The following is an 18,599-nucleotide window of genomic DNA, read 5'->3' on the forward strand; positions in this document are numbered from 1 at the left end:
AGAAGTTGCTTGTGAGAAATATCTCACTTCTCATGTGGAGATCAATGATACACATGCTGAAAATAACACCAGAAAAAACATAAGTAACTGTTTTGAATGGAATTAATAAATCATTACTGTTCTTAATCAAAAATAAAAGGCCTTTTAACTGGTTTTGTACCCGTTAAAATTCTCTATAATTTATCTCGTAGTCAAGGAGATGATTACTTAGAAATAAATAAAACTACACAGTTTAGCTTATTTAACATTGCCGGACGCAATTACAGAGGACAATCAGCCGGATGCTGAGGTTTAAGGAAACGCTATAGGATATAGCAAGCACTACAGGGAAATGGACAATCAGCCGGATGCTGAAGTTTAAGGAAATGCTATAGGATATAGCAAGCACTACAGGGAAATGGACAATCAGCCGGATGCTGAGGTTTAAGGAAACGCTATAGGATATAGCAAGCACTACAGGGAAATGGACAATCAGCCGGATGCTGAGGTTTAAGGAAACGCTATAGGATATAGCAAGCACTACAGGGACAAACGGCAGGATGCTGTGGCTACAAAAGGACAAATCACACTAAGTGATCAGGAGTTATACAGGAAGTATCTTTTAAGGGATTATACTAGGACATACGTTAAGCCTTGAAGCAGGCATCATCGTTAATAAACGAATTTTCGTATATTACGGACCAATGGCAGGCAGCCATGTTCATCGGATGAATATAGTGTGTAAGGACAGCAAAGGACCTTAGCAGTGACGCTAATTTTCGCAGAAACAGAACACCAAGCGAAGCCACGGATGCGGACAGTTTTAGGAGTTGATCAGATCAACATTGCAGGATGGACCCTGTAAATAATTCTGTGTAACTGCTCTTAGTTACAAGTATTCAGTTAGTCGGTCTTCAAACATAATCATAAAACGGTTTAGAGCTTGCTTCCAGTTATGAATAGGCATTGTCCACCTCTTGGAAGCATCCATTATCGCTAAGTACACCACCTTGCTAGCGGATTCATCTGTCGGGAACAGTTTACGTTTCTTGGTCGCTTTTCTGATCACACTGTTCAGAGATTCAATAGCATTTGTCGTGTAGATAGCTTTACGAATATCTTGAGGGTAGCTAAATAGAGTATTGAGATTATCCCAATGAGCCGTCCAGGAGCGGCTGATTTGAGGGTACTTTTCATCCCATTTATCACCAAAGTGCTCTAACGCCAACAGGGCTTCATCTTCCGTTGTTGCTTGATAGATTTCTTTTAAGTCAGCGGTAATTGCCTTGTAGTCTTTCCATGGGACGTATTTCATTGAGTTTCGCACCATGTGTACGATACAGAGCTGAATTTGAGTTTTTGGATAAACAGCGTTGATGGCATCAGGAAAGCCCTTCAGGCCATCTACACACGCGATGAGGATATCATTCACGCCTCGATTTTGAAGTTCGGTGAGCACGCTAAGCCAGAACTTCGCTCCTTCGGTTTCGGACATCCACATCCCAAGAAGTTCTTTCTGACCTTCCATATTTACGCCAAGTGCGAGATAAATGGCTTTGTTGATAACCTGTTTATTCTGGCGTACTTTCACGACGATGCAATCGAGATAAACGATGGGATAGACCGTATCAAGCGGGCGAGATTGCCACTCAACCACTTGTTCTAAAACAGCATCTGTAACTTTAGATATTAGACTGGCGGAGATATCCGCATCGTACATTTCTTTGAATGTTGCGACGATTTCACGGGTGGTCATTCCTTTGGCATATAGGCTTAAGATCTTGTCGTCCATCGATTGAAATCGGGTTTGATGTTTACGAACAAGCTTGGGTTCAAAGGACGCGTCACGGTCACGAGGGACTTCTAACTGGATCTCACCATCGTCTGTAATTAGGCGTTTAGATGAGTAGCCATTTCGACTGTTACTATCGTTAGTTGGTGAGTTTTTTTCGTAACCGAGGTGCTCATTAAGTTCAGCATTTAAGGCTGTCTCAACCGTCACCTTGGTTAACATTTTCCTAAAGTCATCAAGATCAGAAGGAGTCTTAATCGACTTAGCTGCTTCGCGAGCGAAGGCTTCTAGAGCTTTCTTATCCATATTGCTTATCCTCAGCCATTACTGGCTTAATTATAAGCAGATACACAATTTAAATTACAGGCTCGCAGGATGCGTTTAGAAGATTCCGTCAGCGCGGCTCTTACGAGTCGCGCGCTTTCTTTTTCAACAACTTGCCCAATTAAGCCATTCTTTACTTCGTTATTAGACATATCATCACAGCTTTTTTCGTTTACTCTTTAAATATGCATCTCTAAAGTCAATAAAGTGGCTCGTCAATTTTTGCGCAGCATCTAGTTCATTATTTTGCTCCAATACCACACATGCCACTTCCGCGGTACCGAGCTGATGTGCATGTGCAGCAACACGTAATTGATAATCAGACAAAGACTCTGGCGATATTGATAAAATAGGTAGTTCATCAAGGTAAGGGCTCTTTCTAAACATCTTTTTGGCTTCTCGCCAAGTGCCATCTAAGAAAATATAAAGCGGCGTTTTACCCTCAATACCCTCTACTTTTGTGATCACTCTCGCCAGCTCTGATTCTCTGTCATCTACCGGAAAAACAATAACAGGGAAATAACGTGGATTATTGAGCAACTCGAGCAATTTTGGATTTGGTTCTGTTCTGTCCCATCTAAACGCATAATTATCTGGTATAATGTCAGCGATCAAGCGCCCAGTATTAGATGGTTTAAAGCTTTCATTGTGATACATAATGAGACACACTGCACTCTGGCAAGTATCTGCTACAGTAACGCCATCGCAAATACATAAGTGCTGTGCCAGTAAACACGCTTCACATCGGTTTAACCTTGATCCTCTGGCTTTATACTCACGCCTTGCAACCGCGATTTGTTGTTGGCGTAAGGCCAATACAGAATTACTCACTAGATACCCTCAAAACAATCAAGCGTGTATTGTAATAAAATTCAGCTATAAAAACAGTAAGGAGCCTCGATGAATATTCAAAACTCTGCAAGATTACACTTTCGCCTTATGACGCAAGACGACGCCCAATTACTATTTGAACTCGATCAAGATCCTGCTGTTATGGCACACATTAACGGTGGCATCGCGAATTCAATGGCCGATATACAAGAGACTTACATTCCTCGGCTAATCGCATTTACAAATAAAGAAAAAGGCTGGGGACTTTGGCATACCAGTCTATTATCAAATAACGAATTTATAGGGTGGATCCTAGTAAGGCCTATGGGCTTCTTTGAAGGTGATAAAAATATGTTAGATTTAGAGCTCGGTTGGCGCTTTAAGCAATCATCTTGGGGCAAAGGGTATGCAACAGAGGCTGCTCAACAAGTTGCCAATTCCATTAGTAAAGCGCACCCTGAGTTAGAAGCATTTTCTGCAACGGCTCTTGTTGAAAATCATGGCTCTTTAAAAATCATGAAAAACATTGGAATGAAATATATCAAAAACTATATTTACAACGATCCGCGTGGCGATCATGATGCCGTACTGTATCGCAAAAGCTTAAAATAATGATGAATATCAGCACACAACTATTTAAAAGAGGTATGTCATGACACACTCTATTGATCAACAACGCATGAACTCAATTCTCAGCAATGACAATACACAACGTTACAAATACTTAATCAAAGAAGTCTCAAGCACAGAACTTGTATGGATCCTCACTGACGAACACGGTTGCGTTATGCTCAATAGCGATGATGAGGATTGTGTGCCTATTTGGCCTAATGAAGAATTTGCCACATTATGGGCTACTGGCGACTGGCAAGACTGTAAACCTCAGTCAATATCACTCAAGAAATGGCATGCTAAATGGACTGATGGCCTAGCAGAAGACGAACTTGCTATCGCAGTATTCCCCATTCCAGAGCAAGATGGTTTAATTGTCTACCCTGATGAGTTCGATTATGAACTCGTGAAGTATAGGAAAAGCAAAAAATAACACATACGACAGAACTTACGCTCTGTAGTTAACAGCTCTCGCTAGAAAACAAAAAACCCAGCTAATGCTGGGCTTTTTTTAACTCTAAGAAAAAGGCTTACTTTTTCTTCACTGCTTTTTTATTTGGTAAGTCAGTGATTGACCCTTCAAATATTTCAGCAGCAAGTCCAATAGACTCATTCAATGTTGGGTGAGCATGAATTGTTAGCGCCAGGTCTTCACCATCTGCACCCATTTCAACGGCTAGACCAATTTCACCTAGCATTTCACCAGCATTAATACCGACCATTGCACCACCGATCACACGGCCAGAGTCTTTATCAAAGATAAGTTTTGTAGACCCTTCAGTACGTGCAGAAGCGATAGCACGACCAGATGCAGCCCATGGGAATACCGCAGTTTCAATACTCAGGCCTTGTTCTTTTGCTTCTCTTTCAGTAACACCAACCCATGCAATCTCAGGGTCTGTGTATGCAATTGAAGGAATGCATTTAGGGTCGAAGAAATGCTTCTGACCTGAAATCACTTCAGCAGCAACATGCGCTTCATGCACCGCTTTGTGTGCAAGCATTGGCTGACCAACAACATCACCGATTGCGAAGATGTTATTCACGTTAGTACGCATTTGCTTATCAGTATTAATAAAGCCACGCTCATCAACATTTACGCCAGCTTTATCAGCATCTAAAAGCTTACCATTTGGCGTACGGCCAACAGCCACTAGTACTTTATCATAACGTACTGGTTCAGCTGGTGCTTTCTTGCCTTCAAACGTCACATATAGACCATCGTCTTTCGCTTCTACAGCAACAACTTTAGTCGACAACATCACGTTAAACTTGTCTTTAACGTAGCGTTGGTAAATCTTAATGATATCTTTGTCTGCAGCAGGTACTAGCTGATCAGCAAATTCAACCACATCAATTTGAGAGCCTAGTGCACGGTAAACAGTACCCATCTCAAGACCGATGATACCACCACCTAATACAAGTAGTTTCTCTGGTACGTCTTTAAGCTCTAAAGCACCGGTAGAATCAATGACGCGATCATCTTCTGGGATGAAAGGTAGGTTAACTGGCTGAGAACCGGCTGCGATAATAGCGTTGTCAAAAGTAACTGTTGTAGTACCCGCTTCGCCTTCAACCGCAATCGTGTTAGAACCAGTAAATTTACCATAGCCACTCACTACGCTAACTTTACGCATTTTAGCCATGCCGTCTAGGCCACCAGTCAACTGACCGATAACAGACTCTTTCCACGTACGGATTTTATCTAAGTCAATTTGCGGTGCGCCAAATGTAACACCGTGTGAAGACATTTCAGCTGCATCATCAATGACTTTAGCAACGTGAAGTAGTGCTTTTGAAGGGATACAACCAACGTTCAAGCATACACCACCTAGAGTGTTGCGAGATTCAATTAGTGTAACGTCTAAACCTAGATCCGCAGCACGGAATGCTGCTGAGTAACCACCAGGACCACCGCCTAGTACAACAACTTGAGTTTTGATTTCGTTGCTCATGTTATTACCTTAACTATTATTCGAACGGGACTGTACTCAAAAAGAGTATCCGTACCAAAATGCCTGCCACATACTCAATATTTGGTACAAGGCAGAGAGAGTTTAAAAATTGTATCATTCACACAAAAAGATGTCCCGCCTATTTATGAGGCGGGACAGCAAATTACATTACTAACTGACGGATATCGCTTAAGTAGTTAGCGAGTGTCACAGTAAAGCGTGCAGCTAATGCACCGTCAATTACACGGTGATCATATGAACAGCTTAGCGGCACCATTAAGCGCGGCTCAAATTCTTTACCATTCCACTTAGGTTTCATTTCTGATTTAGAAACCCCTAAGATAGCGACTTCAGGCGCATTGACGATAGGTGTAAACGCCGTACCACCAATACCGCCTAAGCTTGAAATTGTGAAACAGCCGCCCTGCATGTCTGATGCGGTTAACTTACCATCACGGGCTTTCTTAGAAATGTCCATCAATTCACGTGATAGCTCAATAATGCCTTTGTTGTTCACATCTTTAAATACTGGAACAACCAAGCCATTTGGCGTATCAACCGCAACACCAATATTGACATATTTCTTAAGAATTAGGCTTTCACCGTCTTGCGACAGTGACGAGTTAAACGTTGGGAACTCTTCCAACGCTTTTGCAGCCGCTTTCATCACAAACACAAGTGGTGTGATCTTAACGCCAAGCTTTTTCTTCTCAGCCAAGACATTCTGTTCTTTACGGAATGCTTCAAGCGTTGTGATATCTGCTTCATCAAACTGCGTTACGTGTGGAATTTGAACCCAGTTACGATGCAGGTTAGCACCTGAGATTTTCTGAATACGTGATAGCTTCTTCTCTTCAACTTCGCCAAACTTAGCAAAGTCAACTTTTGGCCAAGGGATAAGGCCAAGCTCACCACCGCCAGAATTGTTGTTATTAGAGATTTGACCTGATTCAACTTTCTTAACCAGCTCTTTCACATAGTTTTGTACGTCTTCTTTAACGACACGACCTTTACGGCCTGTACCTTTAACACGCGCTAGGTTTACACCAAACTCACGCGCTAAGCGACGTACGACTGGAGATGCATGCGCATAAGATGCGTTTGCTTCAAACTCTTCTTTAACATTAGAAGAAGCCGCAGGGGCTGAGGCAGGCTTAGCCGCAGGTGCTACTGAAGAAGCCACTGGCGCTGCTTGCGCAACAGGTGCTGCAACTGGCGCGCTGCCTGCTACTTCAAATACAAATACCAATGAACCCGTTGATACTTTATCGCCAACGTTTACTTTAATCTCTTTCACAGTACCTGCAAATGGTGCAGGTACTTCCATAGCGGCTTTATCGCCTTCTACGTTTAAGATTGATTGGTCTTCGCTGACTGTATCGCCAACCGCGACCATAATATCGGTCACTTCAACTTCGTCGCCACCAATATCAGGAACATTTACTTCTTTATCTGCATTAGCAACTGGTGCCGCAGGCGCTGTTGCTTCAACCACAGGGGCTGCAACTGGCGCTGAGCTAGCTGTTTCAAAAACAAACACTAAGCTGCCCGTTGATACTTTATCGCCAACGTTGACTTTGATCTCTTTAACAGTACCCGCAAATGGTGCAGGTACTTCCATAGCGGCTTTATCGCCTTCTACGTTTAAGATTGATTGGTCTTCGCTAACCGTATCGCCAATAGCAACCATGATATCGGTCACTTCAACTTCGTCACCACCAATATCTGGAACATGGACTTCTTTTAACTCAGCGCTAACCGCCGGGGCAGCAACTTCAGCCGCTACAGCAGGCGTCGCTACTTCAGCCACAGGGGCAGCAGGCGCTGCACCTTGGCTTTCAAAGACCATAATTAACGACCCGGTTGCAACCGTATCGCCTTCTGAAATTTTTATTTCTTTCACTACGCCAGCATGTGCAGAAGGCACTTCCATAGAAGCCTTATCACCTTCAACAGTAAGTAAAGATTGATCTTCACTTATTGTATCGCCCACACTTACTAGGATCTCGGTTACTTCAACCTCATCCGCGCCAATGTCAGGAACATGAATTTCGATTGTCATGATTAAACCTCTTATGCGTAAAGTGGGTTAGTTTTTGTTGTATCGATATCAAACTTCTTAATCGCTTCAACAACCACTGATGATTCAACTTTGCCTTGCTTAACAAGCTCTGTTAGCGCAGCAACCACAACGTAACCCGCGTTCACTTCAAAGTGACGACGTAAATTCTCACGGCTATCTGAGCGACCGTAGCCATCAGTACCTAACACTTTGTAAGAAGTGCTTGGCATAAAGGCACGTACTTGCTCAGCGTAGTTTTTCATATAATCTGTTGCAGCAATGGCTGGTGAGTCACCTAGCACAGTGGCGATATATGGCACTTGCGCATCGTTTTGCGGGTTAAGCATGTTCAAACGTTCAACCGCTTGACCATCACGCGCTAACTCATTGAATGAGGTTACCGAGTAAACATCAGAAGCAACACCGTACTCTTCACTTAGAATAACAGCCGCTTTACGTACTTCGTTTAAGATAGTACCTGAACCCAGTAACTGAACATGGGCTTTTTCACCCGTGTTAGATTCTAGCTTGTAGATACCCTTACGAATACCTTCTTCAGCACCTTCTGGCATTGCAGGCTGATGATAGTTTTCGTTCATTAGCGTCAAGTAGTAGAACACATTTTCCTGCTCAGGACCGTACATACGACGAATACCATCTTGCATAATTACCGCAACTTCATAACCGAACGTTGGGTCATAAGAAATACAGTTAGGCACTGTTGCAGCTTGAATATGACTGTGGCCATCTTCATGCTGTAAGCCTTCACCGTTGAGTGTTGTACGACCTGCAGTTGCACCTAATAAGAAACCACGTGCTTGCTGATCACCCGCCATCCATGCCATATCACCAACACGTTGGAAACCAAACATAGAGTAATAGATATAGAATGGGATCATCGGTAAATCACTGGTGCTGTATGACGTTGCAGCAGCAACCCATGAAGACATAGCACCTAGCTCATTGATACCTTCTTGCAATACCTGACCTGATGTTTCTTCTTTGTAGTAAGAAACAATATCACGGTCTTGCGGCGTATAGTTTTGACCATGCGGGTTATAAATACCGATTTGACGGAATAAACCTTCCATACCAAACGTACGTGCTTCATCGGCAATAATTGGCACGATATTTTTACCAATGCCTTTGTCTTTTAGCAATACATTCAGGGCACGAACAAAAGCCATCGTGGTAGAAATATCACGCTTTTGCTCTTGTAATAATGGCGCAAACGCATCAACTTCAGGTAATGTCAGTGCTTGCGTAAAATTAGGTAAGCGCTGCGGAGTATAACCATGTAGTGCTTTACGACGAGCATGAAGGTACTCATATTCTTTAGAGCCTTCTTCTACCGTTAAATACGGTAAATCTTTAAGCTGTTCGTCAGTTACCAAGTCTTCTAGTCCTAGACGTGAACGTAAATGCTCAACGTGCGTTAGATCCATTTTCTTAACTTGGTGTGCAATGTTTTTGCCTTCTGCCGCTTCACCCATGCCATAACCTTTTACGGTTTTAGCTAGGATAACGGTTGGACGACCTTTCTCTTCTTGTGCGGCTTTAAAGGCTGCAAACAATTTAGACGGCTCGTGTCCACCACGTTTCAGGGCAAAGATTTCGTCATCTGTCATATCAGCAACCAATGCTGCTGTTTCAGGATAACGACCAAAGAAATGCTCACGTACGTACGCGCCATTCTTTGCTTTGTAAGTTTGATAGTCACCGTCGATAGTTTCGTTCATCAACTCAAGTAACTTACCGGTTGTGTCTTTAGCTAGAAGCTTGTCCCAACCTGATCCCCAAACAACCTTGATCACATTCCAGCCAGCACCTTTAAATAGGCCCTCTAGCTCTTGAATGATTTTACCGTTACCCATTACTGGCCCATCTAGGCGCTGTAGGTTACAGTTGATCAAGTAACACAGGTTGTCTAGCTTCTCACGCGCAGCAAACGAGATAGCACCACGTGATTCTGGCTCATCCATTTCGCCATCACCCAAGAACGCATATACACGCTGTGCTGAGGTATCTTTCATACCACGGCCATCAAGGTACTTTAAGAAGCGCGCTTGATAAATTGATGCAATTGGGCCAAGACCCATAGATACCGTTGGGAACTGCCAGAATTCAGGCATCAGCTTAGGATGTGGGTATGAAGAAATCCCCTTTCCATCCACTTCTTGACGGAAGTTATCTAGCTGCTCAGCAGTTAGACGCCCTTCAAGGAAAGCACGCGCATAAATACCCGGTGAAATATGACCTTGGTAATATACTAAATCACCGCCATCTACTTCATTTGGTGCGCGGAAGAAATGGTTAAAACACATTTCATAAAATGCTGCTGACGACTGGTAAGACGCCATATGTCCGCCAAGCTCAAGATCTTTCTTTGACGCACGTAATACGATCATAATCGCATTCCAACGAACGATAGAGCGAATACGACGTTCAATGTTTACATCGCCCGGGTAAGCTGGCTCTTTATCAGCTGGAATTGTGTTTACATAGTTAGTCGTGATGCCAGTTGGCATATCAACGCCATCAAGACGTGCCTGCTCTAATACTTGCTCTAGCAAGAACTGAGCGCGCTCTACACCTTCTTCTTTTACTACCGACTCAAGCGCTTGCAACCACTCTTTGGTTTCTAACGCGTCTACGTCAAATTTATTGACTTCAGACATATGGAGTGTTCCTTATGTTTAAAATACGAATTTATTTATTCAGTTTTAACAAACCAACTTAATTACTGTTGCTTAGTCCGTCTTAGGCTTCGCTCTATTCGAGAGCGCTCTTTACCTGCTTGTAATAAGGCTTCTTCAATGAACGCCAAGTGTGCATTACTCGCTAACCGCGCTTGCTCTGGATTGCCATTGATCACGGCATCCATTAATACTTTACGATGTTCAGCTAGCTGCTCACTGACATCTGACTTTTGTACTAGAACCGTTAAGTTCTGTAATACATTTTGTTCCAATAACGTTTGCATTCCGCGCATTAAGTGCAGTAACACCACATTATGTGACGCTTCTGCTACGGTAAAATGAAATGTGTTAATCGCGGCAGCTGTTTGTGCTAAATCACCTTGAACAGAGGCAATACGATCAAAACTATGTTGTACTTTTTCAAAGTCAGTGCCTGTACCACGTAATGCGGCATAATAAGCAGCAATACCTTCCAGCGCATGACGAAACTCAAGCAAATCAAATTGAGATTCAGGGTGTTTACTGATCAAATCAAATAAAGGATCAGTAAGTCCTTCTTCTAATTGGTTCTTTACATACGTTCCGCCACCTTGACGTCGTGTAACCAGTCCTTTCGCCTCTAGCTTTTGAATCGCTTCACGTAATGAAGGGCGAGACACATCAAACTGTTTGGCAAGCTCTCTTTCTGGCGGCAACTTAGCACCCGGCATCAATGATCCTTCTAAGATCATGTTTTCGAGTTGTTCCAAAATAACATCTGATAACTTAGCTGCTTTTATCTTTAAAGACATTAATCAATCGCCGAATTTAGGTGTATTGCCAACCGCTGAAACCATCAGTAAGTTGGAGTATTAAAACCAAAAGGTAAATTGGTCATACCAAATTTGGACAATACGGTACCAAAATCAAGCTGTACTGTCAAAAATCTGCGTATTATTGCCTTAAACAACTGCAAACTAGAGTCTAAACTTTATACAAAAATATCTATTTGAGAAGCGATATAAAAAAGGTCTGACCAGTTAAGTGTTTTGAAAACACTGTGGTCACTTTTAAACACACTCGATATTATCCGCTAATGCGCTTACGTCCCTCTTTGTAATAAGCCCCTTTATAAACAATAATGAAAGAAACCCTGAACATAATTAAAGGTGCACTATGTCAATGGCTGTCGTCGGCGGTATTGTCTTTTCGGTCTTTCTAATGATTCTATTATTTGTTCGAGGCGAAAACATCAAACGAGAACTTAAAAGAGCCAATGCAAAATTAGAGTCTGCAAGTCGTCAAAAAACACACCTTGGTGGCATTGTGATGGAATTAGCAAAAGAAGAGCAGCTAATGCTCAAAGAACGCATGGCCAGAATTCAAAAGGAAAGCGCTCCAAATGAGCGCTTTGTCGTCTGCACTAAATTATTAATCGACGCGAGTGACTCGGTCATTAGTGATGCCGCATTAGACAACCGAACAGTCAAAAAAGCGTTTGAATATTACCTTTGCCATTTTTCTGATATACCTTTTAGCGAGTTCAAAACCGTCATTTTACAAGATCAAAAACGCCAACAACTTTGGGCTGGTGACAATATTCATGCCTATTTGGAGTTATGTAAAAGCTGCATTGCAACCATTGAATAACCCCGCCACAAGTTTACTTTTCCGTATTACTTTGATGGCTTCTTTAAACGGTAATTAAGAAATATCACCTCACACATTTGTTTACCCATAGCACGTCGATGTAAAAGTTGAATATTCTCTAACGCAACATGACCCCTTGCTGCGACAACCGATACAGGCGTGCGCCTAGTCTTTTTACTTGCGTATATCCGCCCCAAACCACCTAACATGGTTCGCCATGAATTTAGCATAAAAGGGTCTGGGATCACTTAATGAGGGCTACACTCCCCATCAACATCAGATAAATACACCATCAGAGTAAGTGAAATAAAATCCGGAAAATCGCGATGAAATGTGGTTGCTCGTGTAATTGCATGTTCTTGCTCTGGTAAAGTTCTAACAAAATAAGAACTGTCTAACTCTGGTGTCGACTTAAAATAATGACTAACCAGTGCTAATACCAGAGGGTCTTCTGCCAATCCCCTAACAATCGTGTGGTTTCTATGGGGGTTTTCGTAAAAGTTTACATTCAGTTCTATAAACAGTCGACTCAACTGATCACAGACATTCGGCTTAATTTGTAATCCACAAAGGCAATGTGCGTCGAGCAAGGTATCCAGCATAAGATCTGTTGGCTTTGCAAGCAACACACTTGATGACAATGGGACGTTTAACACCTCATCTTTTGTCACGCTGAGCGGGTATTTCCGTTGATAGTAATAAATAACCGATTTTTGCCATGGACCTGAGTAAAAAAGCCGCCTGATAGGGACGATCAAAACCGTATAAATAACAGTGTGCCGTATATAGTGTTGTAAGTTTTTAGATAGCACACTGAATCCTGTTGCCAATTAAATTGAGCCCCAAATTAACACGCTTTATCGTTGGGCTTTCCTGAACTTTCTTCCCACAATGACATGCTAGCATCACAGTCTTTCACTTAGGCACAATAAAAATTCATTATTTCACTCTAGTTGAAAACCTTGCTTTATTCATTTAAAAACTTAAATCAAGTCAGCAAGTTAAACTAACTTTGAAAATTAATTTAAAACTTTTCCTTGAAATACCTCTACGCTGACCATAGATATGTTTTAGGACGCCGACAGGGTCCAAAATTGAAATTAACTATATGTTTATATTGATGTTTATTGCTTATCAAAAAGAATAAACACCATCATTAATCGCTTTATGAGGATGCAAATATGCGAACTATCGACTTAACACCACTACACCGTTCATTCATTGGTTTTGACCATTTATCATCATTAATGGAAGCGGCACAGCGCAATGGCGAAAAGCAGCCTAGCTACCCACCATACAATATTGAAGCGCTAGATAACGACAGATATCAAATTACTATGGCTGTTGCCGGGTTCAACGATGCAGAGTTATCTATCGAGTCAGAAAATAACACCTTATTGGTTAAAGGTGAAAAAGCCGCAAGTGATAACACTGCGCAGCGACAATTTATCCACCAAGGTATTGCAGAACGTAACTTCGAACGCAAATTCCAATTAGGCGATCATGTGCGCATCCTTGGCGCCGAACTAGATAACGGCTTACTTATTATTGATCTACAGCGTGAAGTGCCTGAAGCACTCAAACCTAGAAAAATCGCAATTAATACCGGCAATTTATTGCAAGATTAACTCGCGTTTCAATCCTTTTTCATGTTGTGACATACAGAGCTGCTTCACTGAGTGACAGCTCTGCTTTATGCGTGTAACACATGCCCTGTTTTATTAAATATTTTATCTCACTGGTATAGTAAGTAAATAAAGCACTTGTAATAATGAGCCTTGGCAAATTGCCGCATCGGCTTTAGCAACCACCTTGGGCTTACCGTGCACGGCAATACCAGTGCCAGCTTCGGCCATCATCACTAAATCATTAGCACCATCACCAATCGCTACACTCTGATGCTTAGGTAACGCTAATTTAGTTCTAATATCAGATAAAATATCCGCTTTGCGCTGAGCGTTAACAATATCGCCAATGACATTGCCTGTTAATTTACCCTGCGAAATTTCTAATTCATTAGCATAATACGCATCTAGCTGAAGGGGCTTTTGTAGTGCTTCAGCAAACCAAGTAAAGCCACCGGATGCAATTACTAAATGCCAATCATGGCTTTTTAATATATGACATAAAGCTTGAATTCCAGGCATTAACGGTAAATCATCTTTTAACGTTTGAATCAGCGGTAACTCAACGCCCTCGAGCTTAGCCACTCTTTGATACAAGCTGTCATTAAACGCCAATTTGCCTGCCATCGCTTGTGCCGTTACACTGGCAACCTCATCATACACACCGGCTAACCGCGCTATTTCATCAATGCATTCTATCGTAATGGCTGTGGAGTCCATATCCATCACCATGAGGCCTTTTTGTTGTAGATCAGCTGGATTGGCAATACATGCGCTCTGTAACCCTTGATCATTCGCTACCCCACGCAACCCATGACGAAACTCAGCTAACATCGTATCGCTTAATTCAGTGTTACTATGAAATACCAACGCCGCTGGTAACTGAACATCAGGCTGATACAAGCAAAGAGCTGAAATATCTACTTTATATTGCGCAGCGAAAGAAAGTAGCGTAATCGTACTTATCGCCGTTAACTCATCGCCAAATAACGTAATAAAAAGCCCTTGCTGACGTGAAGGCTGATTATCAGTTAAACGTAATTGTGCATTTTCAACTTGATACCATTTTGTTAAGGTAAGGACTTGTGACAATGGTTGTTCACTAAGGTGAGTAAGACTAACGGATGACATGTTTAGCTCCTAAATAACGTGCAGACCCTTTTTACCATCTCAAGTGTAACCTGTCAGCAAACATCCGGGGCACTATGAAAAATACACAAGCTATTGATTTGATCACTTCCTCCCGTGGCCGCAGAATGATCCGCTTACTTATCGCTGCCGCCTGCTTCATTTTATTAACCAGAATAGCCTTCAATACCAGTTTTGAGTCACACCAGTTGCTTCACAAACAAGCTGACAATACAGCGAAAAGTTTAACGAAACAGCTTGCCTTGAACGCAGCTCAACCTCTTGTTCGTGATGATATTCCTGCATTAAGGAAACTGACCAATCACTTAGCAAGCGACCCGTTTGTGCTCGGAGTCAGTATTTATAGTCAACAGGGTAAGTTGAAAATCAGTAATGATGGTTTTACCCCACAAGAAAATATTCAAGGGCTACCCACTGCGTTACCAGGGATCAGCAAAATAAAAACACCTATCATCGTACAAATTGTTAATATCGAAGAGCAGCCAATCGGGTTTGTCAGTGTCGTTTATTTAACTGAATCAGCGATGGCTCAAAGCCACCAGCACTTTCATGAATTAGGCCGAATGGTATTGCTCATGTTAATGATCACCTGCGTGTTTACTTGGCAGATTGGCCGTGGTTTAAAACGCTGGGAAGTAAAACGTCAAATTCGAAAAAGCGTACAAGATGACGTATAAAGCTGCTCAGCAATGACATCTGCTGACTCATCTCGTAAGTGACACAAGTGAGTAAACACCTCAGCTAAGCGTTTTGGTACATTTATTTGCCCTTGATAACCGGCTAACGGCATAGAGGGGGCGTCAGTCTCTAATAACAATGTATCGAGTGGCACTTGAGCAAAAACGCCCTTGGTTTTATTCGCCCTTGAATAGCTGATCGTACCGCCTACACCTAATTTAAAGCCCTTTTCAATATAGTACTGCGCTTGTTGCAGCGACCCAGAAAACGCATGAATAACGCCGCCGTATAACGGGGAGGTGAGTTTAAAGCTTTGGGCAATCAAGTGATGGCTTTGTCGGTGGTGGACGATTAACGGTAACTTTAAAGTATTGGCTAATTCAATATGCTGCTGAAATAAGTGCTGCTGGTAGACTAACTGCGCACACGTGGCATCTATGCCGCATTCGCCAATAGCAACGAGCCGCTCTACATGCGCCGCTGCAAACTCGGCAAGCTCAGCAAAATGGTCGCTGTGATGCTGAGCAATAAAGTAGGGATGCAAGCCCAGCGCAATATGGCAACTTGCATACTGCTGCTTAAACGTCACTAACGACTTACTTTGTGCCAATGTCACGCCAGGGACTAAAAAATTACTCACGCCTACACTGCGTGCTTCAGATAAATGCAGTGCTAATCCCTCAGCTAATTCAGGAAAATCTAAGTGACAATGGCTATCAAAAAAGCGCATGTTACAGGCACCTGCGCTGCATTACGGGTTCAAGCGCTCGATATTCCATGTACCATCCGCTTGCTTAACGTACATAAACCGGTCATGTAAGCGATGGTCTCCCCCTTGCCAAAATTCAATTTTGCTTGGCTCTACACAATACCCGCCCCAAAAATCAGGAAGCGGAATATCTCCATTAGAGAATTTAGCTTTCATCGCATGAAATGTCTCCATCAAGGCTTTACGAGATGAAACAGGACGTGATTGTTGCGATGCCCATGCAGCCAGTTGGCTTTCTGCTGGGCGAGACAAAAAGTATTTAGCAACCGCAGCCGTCGAAAGCGGTTTAGCTTCACCATAAACAATCACTTGTCGCTCAATAGCGTGCCAAGGGAAGTGTAAGCTCACCTTATTATTACCTTTAAGCTCTTGTGCTTTACGTGAGCCCGTATTGGTAAAAAATACAAACCCTTTCTCATCTAAATGTTTTAATAACACAATGCGCTGAGAGGGCTGACCTGTTTCATCGACCGTTGCCACCACCATGGCTGTAGGGTCGCTAAATTTTGCGTCGACGGCTTGCTGTAACCACGCTTCAAATTGCGCAGTGGGTTCATCCGCAAGCATTTCACGGCGTAGCCCACCTTTACTATATTCACGGCGAATATCTTCAAGCTTCATAGTCTTTCCTTACAAAAAAGCCGCATCAACAACGTTGTAATGCGGCTTTAATTTAACATATCAGGGTTAGTCCTAATGCATACAAATGTAAATTACATTTGCTCCATCACTTCAATACCCAATAAATCTAAGCCGGTACGTAATGTATTGGCAACTAAGTTACACAGCACTAAACGGCTATCTCGTACATCGCTTGCCACATCGTCTTTTAAGATTGGGCAAGCTTCGTAGAACGTCATATACAAACTAGCTAACTCATACAAGTAACCACATAATACGTGTGGTGTTGCCTCACTGATCATCAGATCCAGCACTTCTTCTAGTTGCAACAATTTAATCGCCAGCGCTTTTTCTTGTGGCTGCTCAATATTGATGGTCGCAGTTAAGGCACTGCTATCAATGTCAGCTTTACGGAAGATACTGCGTACGCGTGTATAAGCATATTGTAGATATGGTGCCGTCGCGCCTTCAAAGCTCAACATGCTGTCCCAGTTAAAAATATAGTCGCTGGTACGGTGCTTAGATAAATCAGCATACTTAACTGCACCAATACCTACTTTACGAGCAATTTCAGCACGTTCTGTATCCGATAAACCTGACTCGCGATCAGCTAACTTATCAGTCGCACGGCTAATGGCTTCTTCAAGTAAATCAGCAAGTTTAACGGTGCCGCCAGTACGTGTTTTAAATGGTTTACCATCACTGCCCATCATAGTACCAAACGGGCTGAATTCATAACTGGTTTCATCACGTAGCAAACCGGCTTTACGGGCAGTTAATTCAACTTGGTTGAAGTGCAAACTTTGACGCGCATCAACAAAAATTAAAATACGATCTGCACCCAGTTTATTTGAGCGATAGTCACATGCGGCTAAATCAGTAGTGGCATATAAAAAGCCACCGCCAGATTTTTGCACAATAAATACCGATGGCTCACCATCTTTATTTGCTAACTCATCTAAAAATACAACTTGTGCGCCTTGGTCTTCAACCGCAATGTTTTTGTCTTTTAACAATGAAATAATCGTGTTCAGCTCACCGTTATAGGCACTTTCAGCCATAATGTCATTGCGCGTAAGTGTCACATTCAAACGCTGATATACTTCTTCTGAATGCTTCACAGAAGTATCAATGAACAATCTCCATAACTTCTCACAATGTGCATCGCCACTTTGCAGCTTTACAACGTAATTACGGGCTTTGTCGGCAAAGCCTTCTTCGTCATCAAAGCGTTTCTTCGCGTCACGATAAAACGTTTCTAAGTCAGCTAATGCCACAGATTCTAAATCAATACCTTGGTTTAATAAGTCTTCTAAATGTGCGATCAACATACCAAACTGCGTACCCCAATCACCCATGTGGTTTTGACGCACCACCGTATCGCCACGGAACTCTAAAGCACGTACGACAGAATCACCAATGATGGTTGAGCGTAAATGCCCTACGTGCATTTCTTTCGCCAAGTTAGGCGAAGAAAAGTCAACCACGACTTTCTGTGGCTGGCTATGTTCAGCAACCGCTAATTTCTGGTCTTGGTTTGCTGCCGCAAGACTATTTGATAAAAACTCAGGCTTTAGGTGAATATTAATAAACCCAGGACCTGCAATTTCTGTTTTTTCAGCAATGTCTGATACGTCTAAATTATCAATAATTTTTTGTGCCAGTTCGCGTGGGTTGGTTTTCAGTGCTTTTGCCGCCCCCATTGCGCCATTAATTTGGTAATCACCAAATTGTGGGCGCGTACTTTGCGTTACTGCTGGGTTTGAACCTTCAGGAATGCCAGCTGCACCCATCGCCGCGTTGGCTTTTTCAATTAATATCGTTTTAATATTCATTCTTCATCCTATTATGTGCTGCTTAGGAGCTTGCTCAAC

Annotated in this window: 16 protein-coding genes; 5 read left to right on the forward strand and 11 right to left on the reverse strand. The window is 42.5% G+C overall.

Annotated features, from left to right (window positions below; translation table 11 throughout):
* Positions 1-868: 868 nt before the first annotated feature.
* Positions 869-2,077: an IS256 family transposase gene (locus PCIT_RS08640; protein ID WP_192992771.1), complete on the reverse strand. Its 1,209-nt coding sequence runs from the start codon at positions 2,075-2,077 to the stop codon at positions 869-871.
* A 174-nt stretch (positions 2,078-2,251) separates the two neighbouring features.
* Complete coding sequence (locus PCIT_RS08645) at positions 2,252-2,926, reverse strand: tRNA-uridine aminocarboxypropyltransferase (protein WP_010367785.1); 675 nt, start codon at positions 2,924-2,926, stop codon at positions 2,252-2,254.
* 69 nt (positions 2,927-2,995) lie between these two features.
* Here PCIT_RS08645 and PCIT_RS08650 point away from each other — a divergent pair, with 69 nt between their 5' ends.
* Entirely contained in the window at positions 2,996-3,538 is a 543-nt protein-coding gene (locus tag PCIT_RS08650) for a GNAT family N-acetyltransferase (protein ID WP_010367783.1), read from the forward strand.
* A gap of 40 nt (positions 3,539-3,578) precedes the next feature.
* Complete coding sequence (locus PCIT_RS08655) at positions 3,579-3,971, forward strand: DUF2750 domain-containing protein (RefSeq protein ID WP_010367782.1); 393 nt, start codon at positions 3,579-3,581, stop codon at positions 3,969-3,971.
* Positions 3,972-4,068: 97 nt separating this feature from the next.
* Here PCIT_RS08655 and lpdA read toward each other — a convergent pair whose 3' ends face one another.
* The 4 genes from lpdA to pdhR form a co-directional block, all read right to left on the reverse strand.
* Complete coding sequence (lpdA, locus tag PCIT_RS08660) at positions 4,069-5,493, reverse strand: dihydrolipoyl dehydrogenase (protein WP_010367779.1); 1,425 nt, start codon at positions 5,491-5,493, stop codon at positions 4,069-4,071.
* A 163-nt stretch (positions 5,494-5,656) separates the two neighbouring features.
* Positions 5,657-7,555 (reverse strand): pyruvate dehydrogenase complex dihydrolipoyllysine-residue acetyltransferase, encoded by a 1,899-nt coding sequence (aceF, locus tag PCIT_RS08665; protein WP_010367777.1) that lies wholly within the window; start codon positions 7,553-7,555, stop codon positions 5,657-5,659.
* An 11-nt stretch (positions 7,556-7,566) separates the two neighbouring features.
* Entirely contained in the window at positions 7,567-10,233 is a 2,667-nt protein-coding gene (gene aceE, locus PCIT_RS08670; protein WP_010367775.1) for a pyruvate dehydrogenase (acetyl-transferring), homodimeric type, read from the reverse strand.
* Positions 10,234-10,295: 62 nt separating this feature from the next.
* The gene (gene pdhR / locus PCIT_RS08675; protein WP_010367773.1) at positions 10,296-11,045 is read right to left on the reverse strand and encodes a pyruvate dehydrogenase complex transcriptional repressor PdhR; all 750 of its coding nucleotides are present in this window, start codon (positions 11,043-11,045) and stop codon (positions 10,296-10,298) included.
* A gap of 364 nt (positions 11,046-11,409) precedes the next feature.
* Between pdhR and PCIT_RS08680 the strand changes: the two genes are divergently transcribed.
* On the forward strand, positions 11,410-11,883 hold the full coding sequence (locus PCIT_RS08680; RefSeq protein WP_010367771.1) for a hypothetical protein: 474 nt from the start codon (positions 11,410-11,412) through the stop codon (positions 11,881-11,883).
* A 248-nt stretch (positions 11,884-12,131) separates the two neighbouring features.
* Here PCIT_RS08680 and PCIT_RS08685 read toward each other — a convergent pair whose 3' ends face one another.
* Positions 12,132-12,695 (reverse strand): hypothetical protein, encoded by a 564-nt coding sequence (locus PCIT_RS08685; protein WP_010367767.1) that lies wholly within the window; start codon positions 12,693-12,695, stop codon positions 12,132-12,134.
* Positions 12,696-13,064: 369 nt separating this feature from the next.
* On the opposite strand from PCIT_RS08685, the gene PCIT_RS08690 reads away from it, so the two are divergent.
* Positions 13,065-13,511, forward strand: a complete 447-nt coding sequence (locus PCIT_RS08690) for an Hsp20 family protein (RefSeq protein WP_010367765.1) — start codon at positions 13,065-13,067, stop codon at positions 13,509-13,511.
* A 102-nt stretch (positions 13,512-13,613) separates the two neighbouring features.
* On the opposite strand, the gene serB is transcribed toward PCIT_RS08690, so the two are convergent.
* Complete coding sequence (serB, locus tag PCIT_RS08695; protein ID WP_010367763.1) at positions 13,614-14,639, reverse strand: phosphoserine phosphatase SerB; 1,026 nt, start codon at positions 14,637-14,639, stop codon at positions 13,614-13,616.
* Positions 14,640-14,713: 74 nt separating this feature from the next.
* On the opposite strand from serB, the gene PCIT_RS08700 reads away from it, so the two are divergent.
* Positions 14,714-15,334, forward strand: coding sequence for an AhpA/YtjB family protein (locus tag PCIT_RS08700; RefSeq protein WP_010367761.1), 621 nt, complete (start codon positions 14,714-14,716; stop codon positions 15,332-15,334).
* On the opposite strand, the gene PCIT_RS08705 is transcribed toward PCIT_RS08700, so the two are convergent.
* The 3 genes from PCIT_RS08705 to argS all read right to left on the reverse strand — a co-directional run bounded on the left by PCIT_RS08705 (position 15,301) and on the right by argS (position 18,560).
* Positions 15,301-16,065, reverse strand: a complete 765-nt coding sequence (locus PCIT_RS08705) for a TatD family hydrolase (RefSeq protein ID WP_010367760.1) — start codon at positions 16,063-16,065, stop codon at positions 15,301-15,303. The genes PCIT_RS08700 and PCIT_RS08705 overlap by 34 nt on opposite strands.
* Positions 16,066-16,086: 21 nt before the next feature.
* Entirely contained in the window at positions 16,087-16,725 is a 639-nt protein-coding gene (gene pdxH / locus PCIT_RS08710; RefSeq protein WP_010367758.1) for a pyridoxamine 5'-phosphate oxidase, read from the reverse strand.
* 92 nt (positions 16,726-16,817) lie between these two features.
* Positions 16,818-18,560 carry an arginine--tRNA ligase gene (argS, locus tag PCIT_RS08715; protein ID WP_010367756.1) on the reverse strand — a complete coding sequence of 581 codons (1,743 nt, stop codon included), beginning with the start codon at positions 18,558-18,560 and terminating at the stop codon, positions 16,818-16,820.
* Positions 18,561-18,599 lie beyond the last annotated feature (39 nt).

This window comes from Pseudoalteromonas citrea (assembly GCF_000238375.3).
GTDB lineage: Bacteria > Pseudomonadota > Gammaproteobacteria > Enterobacterales > Alteromonadaceae > Pseudoalteromonas > Pseudoalteromonas citrea.

Bases quoted from the DNA above. Each gene is read 5' to 3' on its own strand.
- PCIT_RS08640 (WP_192992771.1), bottom strand. From the start codon at position 2,077: ATGGATAAGAAAGCTCTAGAAGCCTTCGCTCGCGAAGCAGCTAAGTCG.
- PCIT_RS08650 (WP_010367783.1), top strand. From the start codon at position 2,996: ATGAATATTCAAAACTCTGCAAGATTACACTTTCGCCTTATGACGCAA.
- PCIT_RS08655 (WP_010367782.1), top strand. From the start codon at position 3,579: ATGACACACTCTATTGATCAACAACGCATGAACTCAATTCTCAGCAAT.
- lpdA (WP_010367779.1), bottom strand. From the start codon at position 5,493: ATGAGCAACGAAATCAAAACTCAAGTTGTTGTACTAGGCGGTGGTCCT.
- aceF (WP_010367777.1), bottom strand. From the start codon at position 7,555: ATGACAATCGAAATTCATGTTCCTGACATTGGCGCGGATGAGGTTGAA.
- aceE (WP_010367775.1), bottom strand. From the start codon at position 10,233: ATGTCTGAAGTCAATAAATTTGACGTAGACGCGTTAGAAACCAAAGAG.
- pdhR (WP_010367773.1), bottom strand. From the start codon at position 11,045: ATGTCTTTAAAGATAAAAGCAGCTAAGTTATCAGATGTTATTTTGGAA.
- PCIT_RS08680 (WP_010367771.1), top strand. From the start codon at position 11,410: ATGTCAATGGCTGTCGTCGGCGGTATTGTCTTTTCGGTCTTTCTAATG.
- PCIT_RS08690 (WP_010367765.1), top strand. From the start codon at position 13,065: ATGCGAACTATCGACTTAACACCACTACACCGTTCATTCATTGGTTTT.
- serB (WP_010367763.1), bottom strand. From the start codon at position 14,639: ATGTCATCCGTTAGTCTTACTCACCTTAGTGAACAACCATTGTCACAA.
- PCIT_RS08700 (WP_010367761.1), top strand. From the start codon at position 14,714: ATGAAAAATACACAAGCTATTGATTTGATCACTTCCTCCCGTGGCCGC.
- PCIT_RS08705 (WP_010367760.1), bottom strand. From the start codon at position 16,065: ATGCGCTTTTTTGATAGCCATTGTCACTTAGATTTTCCTGAATTAGCT.
- pdxH (WP_010367758.1), bottom strand. From the start codon at position 16,725: ATGAAGCTTGAAGATATTCGCCGTGAATATAGTAAAGGTGGGCTACGC.
- argS (WP_010367756.1), bottom strand. From the start codon at position 18,560: ATGAATATTAAAACGATATTAATTGAAAAAGCCAACGCGGCGATGGGT.